The following is a 14,552-nucleotide window of genomic DNA, read 5'->3' as shown; positions in this document are numbered from 1 at the left end:
CTTTGCGATATGATTGGGGTCAACGATATCAACATATAAGCATAAATACAGAGGGCAAGACACTGTGATTAGAGTTGCAATCAACGGTTTCGGGCGGATTGGACGTAACTTTGCGCGTTGCTGGGTGGGTAGAGAGAATAGTCGGATTGATCTTGTCGCTATTAATGACACTTCAGACCCTAGAACCAATGCTCACCTGCTAAAGTATGACTCAATGCTAGGCAAGATCAAAGGTGCTGAGATTAGTGCTGACGATAACTCTATCATCGTCAACGGTAAGACCATTAAGTGCGTGTCCGATCGCAATCCCGAAAACTTGCCCTGGAAAGATTGGGGAATTGACCTAATTATCGAAGCAACCGGGGTATTTACTAGCAAAGAAGGAGCGCTCAAGCACGTAAATGCTGGAGCCAAAAAAGTTCTGATTACCGCTCCTGGTAAAAACGAGGATGGTACTTTTGTGGTTGGTGTGAATCATCACGACTATGACCACAACATACACAATATTATCAGTAACGCTAGCTGTACTACCAACTGCTTGGCACCAATCGCCAAGGTGTTGAACGATAAGTTCGGCATCATCAAAGGTACGATGACCACTACCCACAGCTATACAGGCGATCAGCGATTGCTAGACGCTTCTCACCGGGATTTACGACGGGCGAGGGCCGCAGCGATAAACATTGTACCCACCTCTACTGGCGCAGCAAAAGCAGTGGCGCTGGTTATCCCAGACCTCAAAGGCAAGCTGAATGGTGTTGCCTTGCGCGTACCAACCCCGAACGTCTCAATGGTAGATTTCGTAGTTCAGGTTGAGAAGCGTACTATTACTGAAGAAGTTAACCAAGCTCTCAAAGATGCTGCCGAAGGCCCACTTAAAGGAATTTTGGACTACAGCGAACTAGAACTAGTATCTTCCGATTATCAAGGTAGTGATGCTTCTTCAATTGTCGATGCTAACTTGACGTTGGTCTTGGGTAATGACTTAGTAAAAGTTATGGCGTGGTATGACAACGAGTGGGGTTATAGCCAACGAGTCTTGGATTTGGCAGAATTAGTAGCTGAGAAGTGGCAATAATTTGTCATTAGTCATTGGTCATTAGTCATTAGAAAAATCCCAAACTGTCATTAGTCATTGGTCATTAGTCATTAGAAAAATCCCAAACACACTATTGACCAAAATGTTGAAATCCCTGGCTAAGATTCAGAACTTGGTCAGGGAACTTTTTTTGCTCGTCGTGCAATATTACTTTCGATCCGGCTATAATCCTGCCTGCGATCGCAGCACCTTCTCCAAGATGTTGCACTAAGACTAATGCTAATTCTTGTGGTAAACACAGCACTAATTCAAAGTCTTCGCCACCATATAGAGCATATTTTAACGCTTGGTCTGGTGTCAGCCAATTGTTAAAAGTTTTTGGTACGGAAATTTGTCTGTATTCTAAGACAGCGCCAACGCCACTGGCGCGGCAAATTTGGATAATTGCATCTGCCAAACCATCACTGCTATCCATACCAGCAATGGGCATGGGGCATGGGGCATGGGGCATTGGGCATTGGGATGCTAAAATTTTCCAGAGGATTGGTAAGACATCTAATCGTGGTTGGGGACGTTGATGTGCGCGGATTAGAGCCGTGCGTTCTACATCTTTGAGGTTTTGTCCTAGTTCGGGATGCAAGAGTAGTTCTAAGCCAGCGTGGGAGGCTCCATGAACGCCTGTAACGACGATCGCATCCCCAAGAACAGCAGCAGAACGGCGAATAATTTGACTAGGGTTGACTTGACCAAAAGCGGTAATTGCCAGAGTAGTTACAGGCGATCGCACGACATCACCCCCAACAATTGGGGTATTGTATTTTTGCAGGCATTCTGTCATTCCCTGGTACAAGCGTTCTACCCAACTCACCCTAAGTTCACCGGGTAGTCCCAACCCGACAGTGATTCCCAATGGGGAAGCGCCCATTGCTGCTAAATCTGATAAATTGGCAGCAGCAGCTCGCCAACCAGTATCTTCTGGGGAAGTGGTGAGATTACTAAAATGCACGCCATCAACCAGTACATCTGTAGTAACTACCAAAGATTGCCCTGGTGCAGTCTCAAGTACTGCCGCATCATCGCCGATAATTTCTGGTGGGCAGAAGCGCTGTAATCTTTCTAAAAGACCTTGTTCGCCAGTATCTTTTACCTGTTGAGAAGATAACTTAATGTTCACAATCGGTTTTCCGTGTTGCAAAATTACGAAGAAAACTGATGATTTACTTTACTGTTTAAGATAAGGGTATTGTCTAGGAGTCAGTTGGAATGGTAACAACACCAGTAACCAGCATCACATTTGAGGAGTACTTAACCTATGATGATGGTAGCGATTTTCATTATGAACTGGTGGATGGCAAGCTAGAGTTAATGAACCCACCTACTATAGAACATTTCCTGATTGCCAAATTTCTTGAGCAATTGCTAGATGCAGAAATCAAACGTTGTAGCTCACCTTGGCTGTGTTTTCGAGAAAGTGGGGTGAGGACGGGTAGAAATAAATCTAGGTTGACTGATTTGTGTGTAGTGACACTGGAACAAGCTAGAGAATTATTGAATGCTCTAGCAGTATTTGAGTCACCACCATTACTAATTGTCGAGGTGGTTAGTCCAGAGTCGGTGAAACGGGACTATCGTTATAAACGCTCAGAATATGCTGCTTTAGAGGTTCCTGAATATTGGATTGTAGACCCACTGGCGACAAAAGTTTCAGTGTTACTACTGGAAGATGGATTTTACGAAGAAACAGTTTTTACAGCCACTCAGCAAATTGTATCACGGACTTTTCCAGAATTAGCGATCGCAGTTGATCGGATATTCACCGCAGGGAATCTGAGTTAGGGGAGTTAGAAGCTAGAAGTTAAAAGTTAGTAATTATTCTGCCTCATTTCCCTACAACCATCATTTCTAATACTCCCATCTGGCATGATAGTGTTGCACAAGATAGCACCCTTCAGTCTACGTTCACTCAAGTACTTAGCCCCCATCAAATTTGCGTTGCTGAGGTTGGTATTGTAAAAGAAAGTTTCATCGAGAAAAGCTTCACTGAGATTGGCACTCCTCAAGTCAGCACTATCAAATACAGTTTGCAACAAATCGGCACCACTCAGGTTAACATCCTTCAAAATAGCATTATTGAAACTGGCTTGATGCATACGAACACCGCTCAGGTCAGATCCAGTGAGATTAGCTCCACTGAAGTCAATATCATCCAAAATGGCATTTCTCAAGTTAGCTCCACTCAGGTTGGCATCGCACAGTTCAACAGATCCCAAATCCGCTCCTTCCAAGTTGGCATCACTGAGATTGGCTCCACTCATATCTCCATCAAAACCAAGTCCTCTGAGATCGGCTCCACTCAAATCAATCCCAACCAAATCGGTTTCATTACTGTAGCGCTTGATAAATTCCTCTCTGTCCATAACTTAAGGATCGCAGTTGATCAGGTGTTCACCGCCGGAAATCTGAATCAGGAGAGACGCGATTAATCGCGTCTGTACAAGAATTATTCTTTTCCTGTCCCCTGTGTCTTCTTATGCAGCTTGCGGCTCAACCAGATTTTCTATTCCCTGAACCACAGTTGCCGATTCAATTTTGTCACCAGCCTTCAGTTTATCCAAAACTTCTTTACCTTCGGTGAGATAGCCAAAAACGGCATAGCGTCCATCTAACAGGTTGCGTCCGGCGGGGGTGAGTTCTGGTTCAAACAAAAAGAAGAAAAATTGTGATGAACCACCATTTACTTCACTTTCAGGACGAGCCATCACTACTGCACCAAAGGCAGAAAAAGGCAGAACTGGCATATCAACGTAACGACCAGCTTCTTCTAGAGTAATGCCATAAGTAGGTGCTTTATCGCCTTGGACTAAGACTTCTAAGGGAATAGCGCGATATTTGCCCGTTTTTGGATCAATGAAACCCACATCTTTCCCAGCAGGATCTCCAGTTTGGAGAAAGTAAGATTCTTCAGAACGGGTAAATTCTAAGCCATTATAAAAACCCCTATTTACCAAATCTACAAAATTACCAGCAGTCACGGGAGCGCTGTAACCGTCTACGACAAGGGCCAAATCGCCTTTGTTGGTTTTGATTTCTACAGTGGCACGACCTTTAAGTTGCGGCAGATTACTGTACTCAGCAGGCACTTCAAAGGGGAATTGTTTCACCATTGACTCTTCTAGCTGAGTAACAAGATTCAGAAGTTTGCCTCTCTCTTGCAGAATTTGTTCTTTATCTTTGCTGTTCGCCAATTCTTGTAATTTACCCACCCCAGATTTCAACTCGGTAATCCAAGCTTCGGCTTGGGGTTGGCGTTCTGCGGGAACGCTTGTTAAGATTTGGGAAGGTTTATCGAGAATGCGGGATGCTTGGCTAATGTCTTTGGAAATAGCACCCCAACGCCGATTCGCCCGCAGTTGGGCAGAGATGTCCTCTAAACTGCCTTGTAGTTGCCGCACAGGTTTGTTATCTATCGGGAGTGCATACCGCAACAAAGCCTTTCCGTCGGTAATTGCATTGCCGGATGGTAACGCGGCACTACTGGAGGGAGTCCACCCAGCTGTAGTTATGCCTAAAAATATTGTTATCAGCAGTATTGCCATTAGGCTGTTCTTCAGCCAGGATTTTAATAAGTTAAGCATGGGATAACTCAAATGCAGCAGTGAATTGTTGACTGGACGTAACCCATAAATAATCTTCCCACGTTAGGTGATGAGTGGAGCAGAGGTCTAGGGCAGAGGAAAAATGACTAATGACAATGACACTAAACTAATGACAAATGCCCAATGACGACCCTAGAAGGGTACAATAAATGCCGATTGTCTTCCAAAATTTGAAAGTTTCATGATCTCCAGTAACGACTTTCGACCCGGTGTTTCAATTGTATTGGATGGGTCTGTATGGCGAGTGCTTGAATTCTTGCACGTCAAACCAGGCAAAGGTTCCGCCTTTGTACGAACTAAGCTAAAAAATGTCCAGAGTGGGAGCGTTATGGAAAAAACGTTCCGCGCAGGGGAAACAGTGCCGCAAGCTACTTTAGAAAAAAGCACGATGCAGCATACCTATAAAGAAGGCGATGAGTTTGTCTTTATGGATATGGAAACCTACGAAGAAGGCAGATTGACTCGTGAACAAATTGGCGATCGCGTCAAGTACCTTAAGGAAGGTATGGAAGCCGAAGTGATTCGGTGGGGCGAACAGGTATTGGGAGTAGAGTTACCTAAGTCTGTAGTTCTGGAAATTGTCCAAACAGATCCAGGTTTAAAAGGTGACACTGCCACAGGTGGCTCAAAACCAGCAACTCTAGAAACTGGTGCAGTTGTGATGGTTCCTTTGTTTATTTCTCAAGGAGAACGCATCAAAGTTGATACCCAGGAAGATAAATATATCAGCAGGGAATAACTTTCATCTCTACGGAGATGCAAGTCCCGCTTGAAATCCCTACATAGGGATTAATCCCCTGCCACACTTAAAATGCTAATTTACGGATAGGTCGAGGTAATAAAAACTGTGCCATTGGACTTTAATGAAATCCGCCAACTACTGGCAACTATCGCACAAACAGATATTGCAGAAGTCATACTCAAAAGCGATGATTTTGAGCTAACAGTCCGTAAGGCTGTGAGCATTAGCAATCAGATGTTGTCGGTAGGTCAAGGGACTTTAGGCGGTGTGGTAGGTTCAGGCTTGACATCGGGTTCATCTGGAGGAAACCAGATGAGCGGAAGTCAGGTAACGGAGGTGTCCACATCTCGTGTATTTGAGAATACTGGAACTAGCACACAAATGCAGTTATCAGTAAATCCTGCCTCAACCATTGACCAGAGATTAGTAGAAGTGCCTTCCCCAATGGTAGGAACGTTTTATCGCGCTCCTGCGCCTGGGGAAGCGGCATTTGTGGAAGTGGGCGATCGCGTCCGCAAGGGTCAAACAGTCTGTATCATTGAAGCCATGAAGCTGATGAATGAAATCGAAGCCGAAGTCTCTGGACAGGTGATGGAAATTCTCCTTCAAAATGGCGACGCTGTAGAATATGGTCAACCTTTGATGCGAATTAACCCTGATTAAGTATTAATGTATATATGATGTGAGTCATTGTTAAAACTTTCAGTCCTTGCGGGTCAACCCTGATGAAACAAACGTTGCCTTTACCACCAGAAGTGGTGCAACAAGTAGCTGAATACTTCAGCCTGTTAAGTGAGCCAATGCGCCTACGGCTGCTACACTTATTACGGGATGAAGAAAAATGCGTGCAAGAGTTGGTAGAGGCAACACAGACTTCCCAGGCAAATGTGTCAAAACACCTGAAGGTAATGTGGCAAGCAGGTATCCTTAGCCGCCGCAGTGAAGGAACTTGCGCCTATTACCGGGTGGAAGATCAAATGATTTTTGAGTTGTGTAATCGGGTTTGCGATCGCCTCGCCACAAGGTTGGAGCAGCAAGCCCGGAATTTTCGCGTGTTAAATAGTAAACGGTAAGTTTAAGAGAGTTATGAGTTATGAGTTATGAATTAAAACTCCTAACTTGTAACTCCTAACTTTTTTAAAGGGGATAATCTTTTTGAAACTGTTCACGAGTTAGCGGTTGTTGTAACTCTACACCCTCACCGCCTAAAACATCCAACGGTTTGCCGTTCACATCAATGTATACTTTGGCTTTGGGATTTAAAGTTGTGGCAGTGTAAACAACTTGTCCTACGCGTCCCATCATTGAGGTGCTACCACCACCGCTGGTAAAATCTTCAGATAAATTAACGTGAACCTCATCATTTTCCGCTTTCAACCCCAATAGCTTGGTTCCTTTAGGGATGGTTGTCGAATCTGTCCCTTCTGTTGGACCTGCTAACAAACTTTGGAAAGCTGCTTCTAAAGGCTGGTTGGGTCGAATAGAAGCGACTTTAATAGGCTGGGGAACCAAAGTAAGATTTTTGTTATTTGATCTTAACCAATAAACGTTGGGGGTTTGCTCATTAGCTGGCTGCCTAGTTGATGGCTGTGCTGGCTCAATGCGGCCAGAAGGATTTGATGGTGTGGGAGGATTGCTGGATTGTGTGGTAAACCAAGCTACACCGCCACCCACCGCTACAACCGCTGCTGACACGGCTGCAATTACGCCTGAAGAAATACGATTAGATCCTTGTTGGTCTTTCATGTTCAAAACCTTCCTAACTGAGGGCTGATATGGTAGTTATGTGAGGAGCAGCCTGGTTAAAGACGATACTTATAAGTAGAGAGTTTCCCACAATCTAGAGGAGACTTAATAGCTTTTAATTCTGCAAGTCCCTAATATAATTTTAGGATTTTTATTTTTAATCCGTCACCTGCCAAATTATGTAAATTTTTGAGAGTCGAGAGTGAAAAGTTCAGAGTTAGGAGTTAGGAGTTAAGAAGTTGGGGATAAGGGGACAGGAAGATAAGGGGAAATTATTGAACAAGTCTCTCCCTTGTCTCCCCCCTCTTCCTTGTCTCTTCTCCATACTTATGCCCTATGTCTTAGTGCTTCTGTAATCCACTTATGAAGTGTTGTTGTCACTTCATCAATGACTATTTCTTGCGATTTGCGGGTGGCTCTTTCTACAACTTCAACTTTGCCATTAGCGATCGCGCGTCCGGTTACAATTCTATAAGGTATGCCAATCAAGTCCGCATCTTTAAATTTGACTCCCGCCCGTTCGTCGCGGTCATCTAGTAGGGTTTCAATTCCCGCTTGATTGAGTTCTGTGTAAAGTTTTTGGGCAATTTCGATTTGTTGAGCATCTTTAATGTTAGGAATTGTGACGATCGCGTGGTAGGGTGCGATCGCTACTGGCCAAATAATCCCATCTTTATCATAAGATTGCTCTACGGCAGCTTGGGCTAATCGTGACACGCCTACACCAAAACAACCCATAAATAATGGCTTTTCTTCACCCTGTTCGTTGGTATAAGTTGCACCCATCGCTTGGGAATATTTAGTGCCTAATTGGAAGATGTGACCTGCTTCAATTCCACGGGCGCTTGCAAGAGTTTGTTCTGGGTTATGGATGGCGCGATCGCCGGGTCTTGACTTACGAATATCTACTACTCGCCCTGGTAACTTAAATTGCTCACCCCAATTAGCGCCAACTACGTGATAACCAGCTTCATTTGCGCCTGTAACAAAGTTTTTTAAATCAACGGCTGTTTGATCCACCAAGCGCAAAAACTTGGGATGGATCTGTTTATTAGCAGCAATATACTCATCTGCGATATCAGGCGCAATGTAGCCTAAAGGTAAAGATTTAGCTGTCCATGCTTGCTGGGCTTCTACATTTGGTACATTCAAACTAATGATAGTTTTAGCACCATATTCAGAAGCTAATTTAGTCAGTTCATTTTGCAATTTGACCTCATTAACTTCCTGATCGCCTCGAATGCTTATCAGAACTAACACTGTTGTGCCATTATCATAAACTGTCTGATAAAGGACATTTTTCACCAATTGAGTAGGAGAACAGTTGAGGAGTTGACACACCTTTTCAATCGTTTCTGTTCCAGGTGTATCGCGTTTCTCATAAGTTGTAAACCGTGAAGTTTCGGCATCAATTGGTAAAGAAACAGCCTTTTCTACGTTAGCGGCGTATTTACCATCCTCAGTGTAGAGAACTTCGTCTTCACCAGCTTCCGCCAAAATCATAAATTCTGTGGAACCAGAACCACCAATTGCACCAGAATCGGCTTCCACTGCGCGAAAAGCTAAACCAGAACGTCGCAGGATATTGCTGTACGCTTTATACATATCCTGGTAAGTTTCCTTGAGGCTGGCTTCATCGGTATGGAAGGAGTAGCCGTCCTTCATGATAAACTCTCGTCCGCGCATCAAACCAAAGCGGGGACGAATTTCATCACGGAATTTAGTTTGAATTTGGTAGAGATGCAGTGGTAACTGGCGATAAGAGCGAATCATATCACGAGCGATCGCTGTGATTACTTCCTCATGAGTTGGGCCTAATCCTAATTGTTGCTCGCGGCGGTCAATTAGGGAAAACATAATCCCCTCAGCTTTGGTGTAAGTGTCCCAGCGTCCCGATTCCTTCCATAAATCAGCAGGCTGTAATTGCGGTAGGAGACATTCTTGTGCGCCTGTCGCGTTCATTTCTTCCCGCACAATCTGGGAAACTTTTTGCATTACCCGCCACATCAACGGCAAATAAGCATAAAGGCCACTACCGATGCGACGAATGTAGCCTGCACGGAGTAATAATTTATGGCTAGGAATCTCAGCATCAGCCGGATCATCCCGCAGTGTAACAAATAACATTTGTGAAAGTCGCATCGTTTACTCCCTTTCCAGAATCTCTAATTTGTTTATAAACCAATACGGTTCAGTTAAGGTCTACTGGCAACAATTTTGGGTTTTCGAGACGCGATAAATCGCCGTCTCTACAAGTGTTTTGGGCTTATCTGAACTGTATTGTGATATAATCTTTGCAACTATTTAATCTAGGTCTAGGTTATGAGTCTTTTGACATTAAAACTAGACACCGTTCACCTGAGTGACGAACAATTTTATCACTTATGTCAAAATAACCGCGAATTGAAATTTGAACGCACTGCCAAGGGAGAATTAATCATTATGTCCCCCGTTGGAGGTGAAAGTGGGAATCGAGAAGCAGATTTAATTATCGATCTGGGAATTTGGAATCGGCAAACTGGACTGGGTTACACTTTCAGTTCTTCTACTATATTCAAATTACCCAATAGTGCTGACCGTTCCCCAGATGTCGCTTGGATTCAACGAGAACGTTGGCAAGCACTTACACCTGAACAAAGACGCAAATTTCCCCCCATTGCACCCGATTTTGTCATTGAATTAAGGTCAGCAACGGATGATTTGGAAATGTTGCGTTCCAAAATGCAGGAATATATGGATGCAGGGGTGCAGTTAGCATGGTTAATTAACCCCCAACAGCAGCAAGTAGAAATTTATCGTCAAAAACAAGATGTAGAAGTGCGAAATCTACCCACACAATTATCGGGTGAAGATGTATTGCCAGGATTTAGCTTGAGTCTTTCTTGTTATTAAGATTTGCAAGTGCTGCTAAACCTCCACTATCTGCCAACACTTTTCATTGCAGCAGAAAATACTTTATAAGTCTGCGTAAGTACGCTTCATTAAAATAATCTGCGTAGACTAAGAAGGTATCCTAGTTTTCTAACCTGAGTAATGTGCCAAGCACAGCACAAGAGGCAGATTTTACCTGGACTTCATTACTCAGGGCATATTACAGCCGTTAGGATATCTTAAAAGAAATAACCTTCAGGCGATTAAAATCAGGGAATCTTTAGGAGAAACTACTTTGGCAGATGTAATTTATCAAGCACAAGCACCCTTAGAATTTATTCCCCCCGCGTTTAACCCTTTATTGCTACGAGTTGTCCATCTGTTGCTACCCAGTTGGATAAAATGGCAAACACCTATTACCCAAATTGAAGCAGACAACGTAGAGGTTCTGGTGGATCTTTATCGCCAGTTTCAGGAGGGTAAGATCCGTTTTATGCTGGCATTTCGCCATCCGAAAACAGACGATCCGTTTTGTTTGGGTTACTTGCTGTCTCAAATTGTACCAAAGACAGCGCGATCGCAAGGTACAGCACTACAACTTCCGATTCACGCTCATTTTATCTACGATCGCGGCATTCCTCTATGGGCAGGTTCCTACGTCGGTTGGATTGCTTCTCATTTAGGTGGTACTCCGATTCAGCGAGGTAAGGCTGACTGGACGGGGTTACGTTCGGCGCGTGACTTGTTCGCCAATGGGAGATTCCCGATGGCGGCTGCGCCAGAAGGTGCAACTAATGGTTTATCGGAGAATATTAGCCCTCTGGAACCCGGTATCGCCCAATTAGGCTTTTGGTGTGCTGAAGACTTGCACAAAGCTAAACGCCCCGAACAGGTTCTAATTGTACCAGTTGGGATTAAATATAGTTACGTTGATGCTCCTTGGGATGCGATCGCAAATCTTTTAAGTGAATTGGAAGCGGCTAGTGGTTTACCTGTGAATGCAGCAGAAAATGCTTCTATAGAGTCGCTTTATCCTCGGTTGTTGACTTTGGCAGAACATTTACTTTTGCTAATGGAGGAATTTTACACCCGGTTTTATCATCAGAAACTGCCAGATCCCAAGATTGTCAACGGGCAAATTCCAGATAGAAATGAAGCGTTAGCTGTTCGTTTACAAGCTTTGTTGAATGCAGCGCTGTTAATCTCAGAACAGTATTTTAATTTGCAGTCAAAAGGTAGTTTGAGCGACCGTTGTCGGCGAGTAGAACAAGCGGGTTGGAATTATATATTTAGAGAAGAATTTAAAGATGTCAAAGGAGTATCTGCGGTTGAAAGAGCTTTAGGCGATCGCATTGCGGAAGAAGCGAATGCACGGATGTGGCACATGCGTTTAGTAGAAAGTTTTGTGGCTGTTTCTGGTAATTATATTCGCGAAAATCCAACAGTAGAAAGGTTTGCTGAGACGACTTTAATTTTATGGCAAATGATTGCTAAAATCAAAGGCAATAAAACTGTGCAGCGTCCGCAATTGGGTAAGCAAAAGGTAAAAATTACTGTGGGTGAACCCATATCTATTTCTGAGCGTTACCCGGTATATAAGGAAAATCGGTTGGGTGCTAGACAGGCTGTTGCTGATGTAACGAACGATTTACAACACGCATTGGAAAGTTTGATTTAAAAAGTAATATGAGGATTGATTGTGAACAATATTACTATATCTAATCTTGATGATGACATCAAATATCGTCTACAGAAACGAGCCGAAAAACATGGTCGTTCTCTCGAAGAAGAAGCCAAAGAAATTCTTCGTATGGCTCTAATAGAAAATCACGAACAGCCATTAAACTTAGCTAATATGATTGAGCAGCGTTTTGCAAATTTGGGAGAATTTGAATTAGCAGAAATTCCTAGAGAACCTATTCGCACTGTATCAACATTTGAAGAATGATTATTCTTGATACAAACGTTTTGTCCGAATTAATGAAGCCAAAAAAGTCTGAAATAGTTCGTAGTTGGGCTGCTCAACAATCGTTAATAAGTCTATTTACTACAACAATCACTCAAGCAGAAATTCTCTATGGTATCGCCTTACTCCCTGCGGGAAAACGGCGAGAAGAACTTAGTCAAGCAGCACAACTGATGTTCTCAGAAGATTTTGCTGGGCGTGTTCTTCCTTTTGATCAAGCTGCTGCTGTGGCTTTTGCTAATATTGCGTCTCAAAGAAGACACAATGGGACTCCCATTTCTCAAGCCGATGCTCAGATTGCAGCTATTTGTTACACTCATGCAGCAACTATAGCAACACGCAATTTCTCTGACTTTGAAGGGTGTGGTATTTCTATTATTAATCCTTGGGAAGTCTCCGAAAGATAGAGGTGTAGAACGTAGACACACAGTGGTTTGTCATTAGACATTGCCTCTCATACATTAACCTGGAAATACTTTAGATAAATCCAGAACTAAATCAGGAAAATATGGCAGACTAACTGACTCATTTTGCAGAAAAATTAACTTGCGGCGATAACCATATTTAGCTTGTAAATCTTTATAAGGTTCGCTGTAAGATTCTAGGTAGTTATCTACTAAATTAAATATCCAATAGTCGGAAATACCAGCTTCTGCATAAACAGATAATTTTACATCTTGGTCATATTTCAAAGTGGAATTAGAAATTTCAATTACCAGCAATACATCAGATGGGCTAGGATGAGCTTCTAAATAGTCATCAGGACGATTTCGCACAATGACTAGATCGGGTTCTGGTTCACTGTCATTAGGTATAATAATTGGTTCTTGTCCTCGAAGAATCGCCTCTTCTAGAACCAGCTTGAACAACTCCCGATATAAGCGGGTGCTGCAAACAGAGTGCGGTGTACCTTTTGCTGCCATCTGGATTATTTCACCTTTAATTAGCTCAACTCGGTCATTCTCCTCAAAGAAGCCGAGTTCAGCTAGACGGTGATATTCAGCTATAGTAAAGCGTTTAGCAGTGGTAAGGCTCATAACAACTACGAGAATGCAGAGTTATTTTTATCTTAATATAGCTGTAGCTGATTAAACTTCACCGATAGAAGATAATAATATATCTGGATCTTCTTCTTTATCAGGTTCTGTAACTGTTTCTATACTTACACCTTTCCAAGGGAAGCTGAAATCTGGATGAATATTTTTGAGTTCATCAATAGATTTCAAGAAAAAATCTTTAATAGCAGATAGCTGGTCTTTTTCAGATAAAAAGTCTTGTAGGCTTTTTTGATAAAAAATAGCTGAACATGCTGGCAAAATCGTCAAATCAGCAGGAGTCCATATATTGGGTTTGTCGTTAATTACTTTCTGCATAGATTCAATAATTTTTGGGCGTTCTCCAAAACTAGCAGAAACCTCCAAAAATATACCTAAATATGGATATTCTGTTAAAGTATCTGGATTTAAATTAAAGTATCCAAGACCACACCAAAGATTATCGCCTGAAAATTTAGTATAGATAATATATATACTGTACCATCTCCATTGAGTCATACTTGCTGCGCCTTTGATAACACCTCCAAAGGCTAGCTTGAATTCACGCTGTACTTCTTCATTGAGAGTTGATTTCATTAAATGGAGAGTTTTGTTAAAATTCACCATTGTCAATAAGTCAACTGATGAGAATTGATTAGTGGTAGACATTCCATTTTTCCTCATGAAAATTAATATTTCTTGGGCTAAGATATCAGTCGAGTGTTGTTGTAAGCGGGCATAAAATTGATGCCACCTCAATTGATAAAAAATTACTTTTGGCTCTAAATTAAATGCTGGAGTTTTAATTTCTTCTTTTGGGTCATAATCACGGGTGATGTAAATTAAAATTCGATGTTTGATATTTGGTAAATTACTCAAAATATCAGCATATTTTTTTAATTGCTCCCATCCTTCTTTAGAGCCAATTTTTGATTCAATAAATATTACATCTGTAGTTAAACCAGTTGAAAGTTCAACTACAATATCAAGTCTACTATCCTCAGTATGGATCGCCAGTGCTTGATGTTCTTGTTGAGTTGAAATCTTGATGCTGGAATATTTATCATCACCGATAATTGAGTAATGTTTTAGCCAATCAAGTAAAATATCATTATTGAGGGACAAAAAATAAGCAACAATCTCAGTAAAAAAATCTTCACGCGGTTTGTTTCCTAAATGCAGATTGAGTAAATTGCTAAACAAAGACATTGATTTTTAAGTATTTAAGGTAATTCTAAAAAAGCAAATATACCTGGCGATTGGAAATCGCGGCTACACAAACAAAGTCCGCCTACGCGGACTCTAAGAAGTTGAAACCCACGGAGGTGGGTTTTGTCTGTATAGCCGCGAATTCCATTCGCCAGGGCAGGTTTTTATAAGTTCTGTTTGTATTCGTTATTACTAACGTTGCAGCAGTTATAACTTAGCCGATCGCAGTTTGACAAGGGTGCTATACTATACCAACCAAAATAGGGGTAAAATTTTTACCCCTACAAAG

16 protein-coding genes are annotated in these 14,552 nt (G+C 42.3%); 9 read left to right on the top strand and 7 right to left on the bottom strand.

Going from position 1 to position 14,552, the window contains the following annotated elements:
* Positions 1 to 64: 64 nt before the first annotated feature.
* Positions 65 to 1,078 (top strand): type I glyceraldehyde-3-phosphate dehydrogenase, encoded by a 1,014-nt coding sequence (locus tag HWQ42_RS22165; RefSeq protein ID WP_292816176.1) that lies wholly within the window; start codon positions 65 to 67, stop codon positions 1,076 to 1,078.
* A 91-nt stretch (positions 1,079 to 1,169) separates the two neighbouring features.
* Here HWQ42_RS22165 and thiL read toward each other — a convergent pair whose 3' ends face one another.
* Positions 1,170 to 2,213 carry a thiamine-phosphate kinase gene (gene thiL / locus HWQ42_RS22160; RefSeq protein WP_292816175.1) on the bottom strand — a complete coding sequence of 348 codons (1,044 nt, stop codon included), beginning with the start codon at positions 2,211 to 2,213 and terminating at the stop codon, positions 1,170 to 1,172.
* An 89-nt stretch (positions 2,214 to 2,302) separates the two neighbouring features.
* On the opposite strand from thiL, the gene HWQ42_RS22155 reads away from it, so the two are divergent.
* Complete coding sequence (locus HWQ42_RS22155) at positions 2,303 to 2,875, top strand: Uma2 family endonuclease (protein ID WP_292816173.1); 573 nt, start codon at positions 2,303 to 2,305, stop codon at positions 2,873 to 2,875.
* 26 nt (positions 2,876 to 2,901) lie between these two features.
* Here HWQ42_RS22155 and HWQ42_RS22150 read toward each other — a convergent pair whose 3' ends face one another.
* Both HWQ42_RS22150 and HWQ42_RS22145 read right to left on the bottom strand, forming a co-directional pair.
* Positions 2,902 to 3,456, bottom strand: a complete 555-nt coding sequence (locus tag HWQ42_RS22150; RefSeq protein WP_292816171.1) for a pentapeptide repeat-containing protein — start codon at positions 3,454 to 3,456, stop codon at positions 2,902 to 2,904.
* 111 nt (positions 3,457 to 3,567) lie between these two features.
* Entirely contained in the window at positions 3,568 to 4,674 is a 1,107-nt protein-coding gene (locus HWQ42_RS22145; RefSeq protein ID WP_292816169.1) for a peptidylprolyl isomerase, read from the bottom strand.
* Between the two features lie 202 nt (positions 4,675 to 4,876).
* On the opposite strand from HWQ42_RS22145, the gene efp reads away from it, so the two are divergent.
* The 3 genes from efp to HWQ42_RS22130 all read left to right on the top strand — a co-directional run bounded on the left by efp (position 4,877) and on the right by HWQ42_RS22130 (position 6,510).
* Complete coding sequence (gene efp, locus HWQ42_RS22140; RefSeq protein WP_094349903.1) at positions 4,877 to 5,434, top strand: elongation factor P; 558 nt, start codon at positions 4,877 to 4,879, stop codon at positions 5,432 to 5,434.
* 108 nt (positions 5,435 to 5,542) lie between these two features.
* Positions 5,543 to 6,100 (top strand): acetyl-CoA carboxylase biotin carboxyl carrier protein, encoded by a 558-nt coding sequence (gene accB, locus HWQ42_RS22135; protein WP_292734719.1) that lies wholly within the window; start codon positions 5,543 to 5,545, stop codon positions 6,098 to 6,100.
* Positions 6,101 to 6,162: 62 nt separating this feature from the next.
* Positions 6,163 to 6,510, top strand: coding sequence for a helix-turn-helix transcriptional regulator (locus HWQ42_RS22130; protein WP_094349905.1), 348 nt, complete (start codon positions 6,163 to 6,165; stop codon positions 6,508 to 6,510).
* A 64-nt stretch (positions 6,511 to 6,574) separates the two neighbouring features.
* Here the strand turns inward: HWQ42_RS22130 and HWQ42_RS22125 are convergent, their stop codons facing one another.
* Complete coding sequence (locus HWQ42_RS22125) at positions 6,575 to 7,183, bottom strand: GerMN domain-containing protein (RefSeq protein ID WP_292816168.1); 609 nt, start codon at positions 7,181 to 7,183, stop codon at positions 6,575 to 6,577.
* Between the two features lie 327 nt (positions 7,184 to 7,510).
* Entirely contained in the window at positions 7,511 to 9,325 is a 1,815-nt protein-coding gene (locus HWQ42_RS22120; protein WP_292816166.1) for a proline--tRNA ligase, read from the bottom strand.
* A gap of 180 nt (positions 9,326 to 9,505) precedes the next feature.
* On the opposite strand from HWQ42_RS22120, the gene HWQ42_RS22115 reads away from it, so the two are divergent.
* From HWQ42_RS22115 to HWQ42_RS22100, 4 genes are all read left to right on the top strand, one after another.
* Positions 9,506 to 10,075: a Uma2 family endonuclease gene (locus HWQ42_RS22115; protein ID WP_292816164.1), complete on the top strand. Its 570-nt coding sequence runs from the start codon at positions 9,506 to 9,508 to the stop codon at positions 10,073 to 10,075.
* Between the two features lie 274 nt (positions 10,076 to 10,349).
* Positions 10,350 to 11,732: a 1-acyl-sn-glycerol-3-phosphate acyltransferase gene (locus HWQ42_RS22110; RefSeq protein WP_292816162.1), complete on the top strand. Its 1,383-nt coding sequence runs from the start codon at positions 10,350 to 10,352 to the stop codon at positions 11,730 to 11,732.
* Positions 11,733 to 11,753: 21 nt separating this feature from the next.
* Positions 11,754 to 12,002, top strand: a complete 249-nt coding sequence (locus HWQ42_RS22105) for a plasmid stability protein (RefSeq protein WP_292816160.1) — start codon at positions 11,754 to 11,756, stop codon at positions 12,000 to 12,002.
* A complete protein-coding gene (locus tag HWQ42_RS22100; protein ID WP_292816159.1) occupies positions 11,999 to 12,427 on the top strand; it encodes a type II toxin-antitoxin system VapC family toxin in 429 nt (142 codons plus the stop codon). The genes HWQ42_RS22105 and HWQ42_RS22100 overlap by 4 nt, the downstream gene beginning before the upstream one ends.
* 54 nt (positions 12,428 to 12,481) lie before the next feature.
* On the opposite strand, the gene HWQ42_RS22095 is transcribed toward HWQ42_RS22100, so the two are convergent.
* A complete protein-coding gene (locus tag HWQ42_RS22095) occupies positions 12,482 to 13,057 on the bottom strand; it encodes a Uma2 family endonuclease (RefSeq protein ID WP_292816157.1) in 576 nt (191 codons plus the stop codon).
* A 51-nt stretch (positions 13,058 to 13,108) separates the two neighbouring features.
* Entirely contained in the window at positions 13,109 to 14,263 is a 1,155-nt protein-coding gene (locus tag HWQ42_RS22090) for a PD-(D/E)XK nuclease family protein (protein ID WP_292816155.1), read from the bottom strand.
* Positions 14,264 to 14,552: the final 289 nt, after the last annotated feature.

It is taken from the genome of Nostoc sp. JL23, assembly GCF_017115065.1.
Taxonomy (GTDB): domain Bacteria; phylum Cyanobacteriota; class Cyanobacteriia; order Cyanobacteriales; family Nostocaceae; genus Nostoc; species Nostoc punctiforme_A.
The sequence above is the reverse complement of the archived record's forward strand: the minus strand, read 5'-3'. Positions and strand labels throughout refer to the sequence as shown.

Excerpts from the sequence above, each read along its gene's own strand:
- HWQ42_RS22145 (WP_292816169.1), bottom strand. The coding sequence starts at position 4,674 with ATGCTTAACTTATTAAAATCCTGGCTGAAGAACAGCCTAATGGCAATA.
- HWQ42_RS22130 (WP_094349905.1), top strand. The coding sequence starts at position 6,163 with ATGAAACAAACGTTGCCTTTACCACCAGAAGTGGTGCAACAAGTAGCT.
- HWQ42_RS22115 (WP_292816164.1), top strand. The coding sequence starts at position 9,506 with ATGAGTCTTTTGACATTAAAACTAGACACCGTTCACCTGAGTGACGAA.
- HWQ42_RS22090 (WP_292816155.1), bottom strand. The coding sequence starts at position 14,263 with ATGTCTTTGTTTAGCAATTTACTCAATCTGCATTTAGGAAACAAACCG.
- HWQ42_RS22125 (WP_292816168.1), bottom strand. The coding sequence starts at position 7,183 with ATGAAAGACCAACAAGGATCTAATCGTATTTCTTCAGGCGTAATTGCA.
- HWQ42_RS22150 (WP_292816171.1), bottom strand. The coding sequence starts at position 3,456 with ATGGACAGAGAGGAATTTATCAAGCGCTACAGTAATGAAACCGATTTG.
- HWQ42_RS22100 (WP_292816159.1), top strand. The coding sequence starts at position 11,999 with ATGATTATTCTTGATACAAACGTTTTGTCCGAATTAATGAAGCCAAAA.
- HWQ42_RS22095 (WP_292816157.1), bottom strand. The coding sequence starts at position 13,057 with ATGAGCCTTACCACTGCTAAACGCTTTACTATAGCTGAATATCACCGT.
- HWQ42_RS22155 (WP_292816173.1), top strand. The coding sequence starts at position 2,303 with ATGGTAACAACACCAGTAACCAGCATCACATTTGAGGAGTACTTAACC.
- efp (WP_094349903.1), top strand. The coding sequence starts at position 4,877 with ATGATCTCCAGTAACGACTTTCGACCCGGTGTTTCAATTGTATTGGAT.
- HWQ42_RS22120 (WP_292816166.1), bottom strand. The coding sequence starts at position 9,325 with ATGCGACTTTCACAAATGTTATTTGTTACACTGCGGGATGATCCGGCT.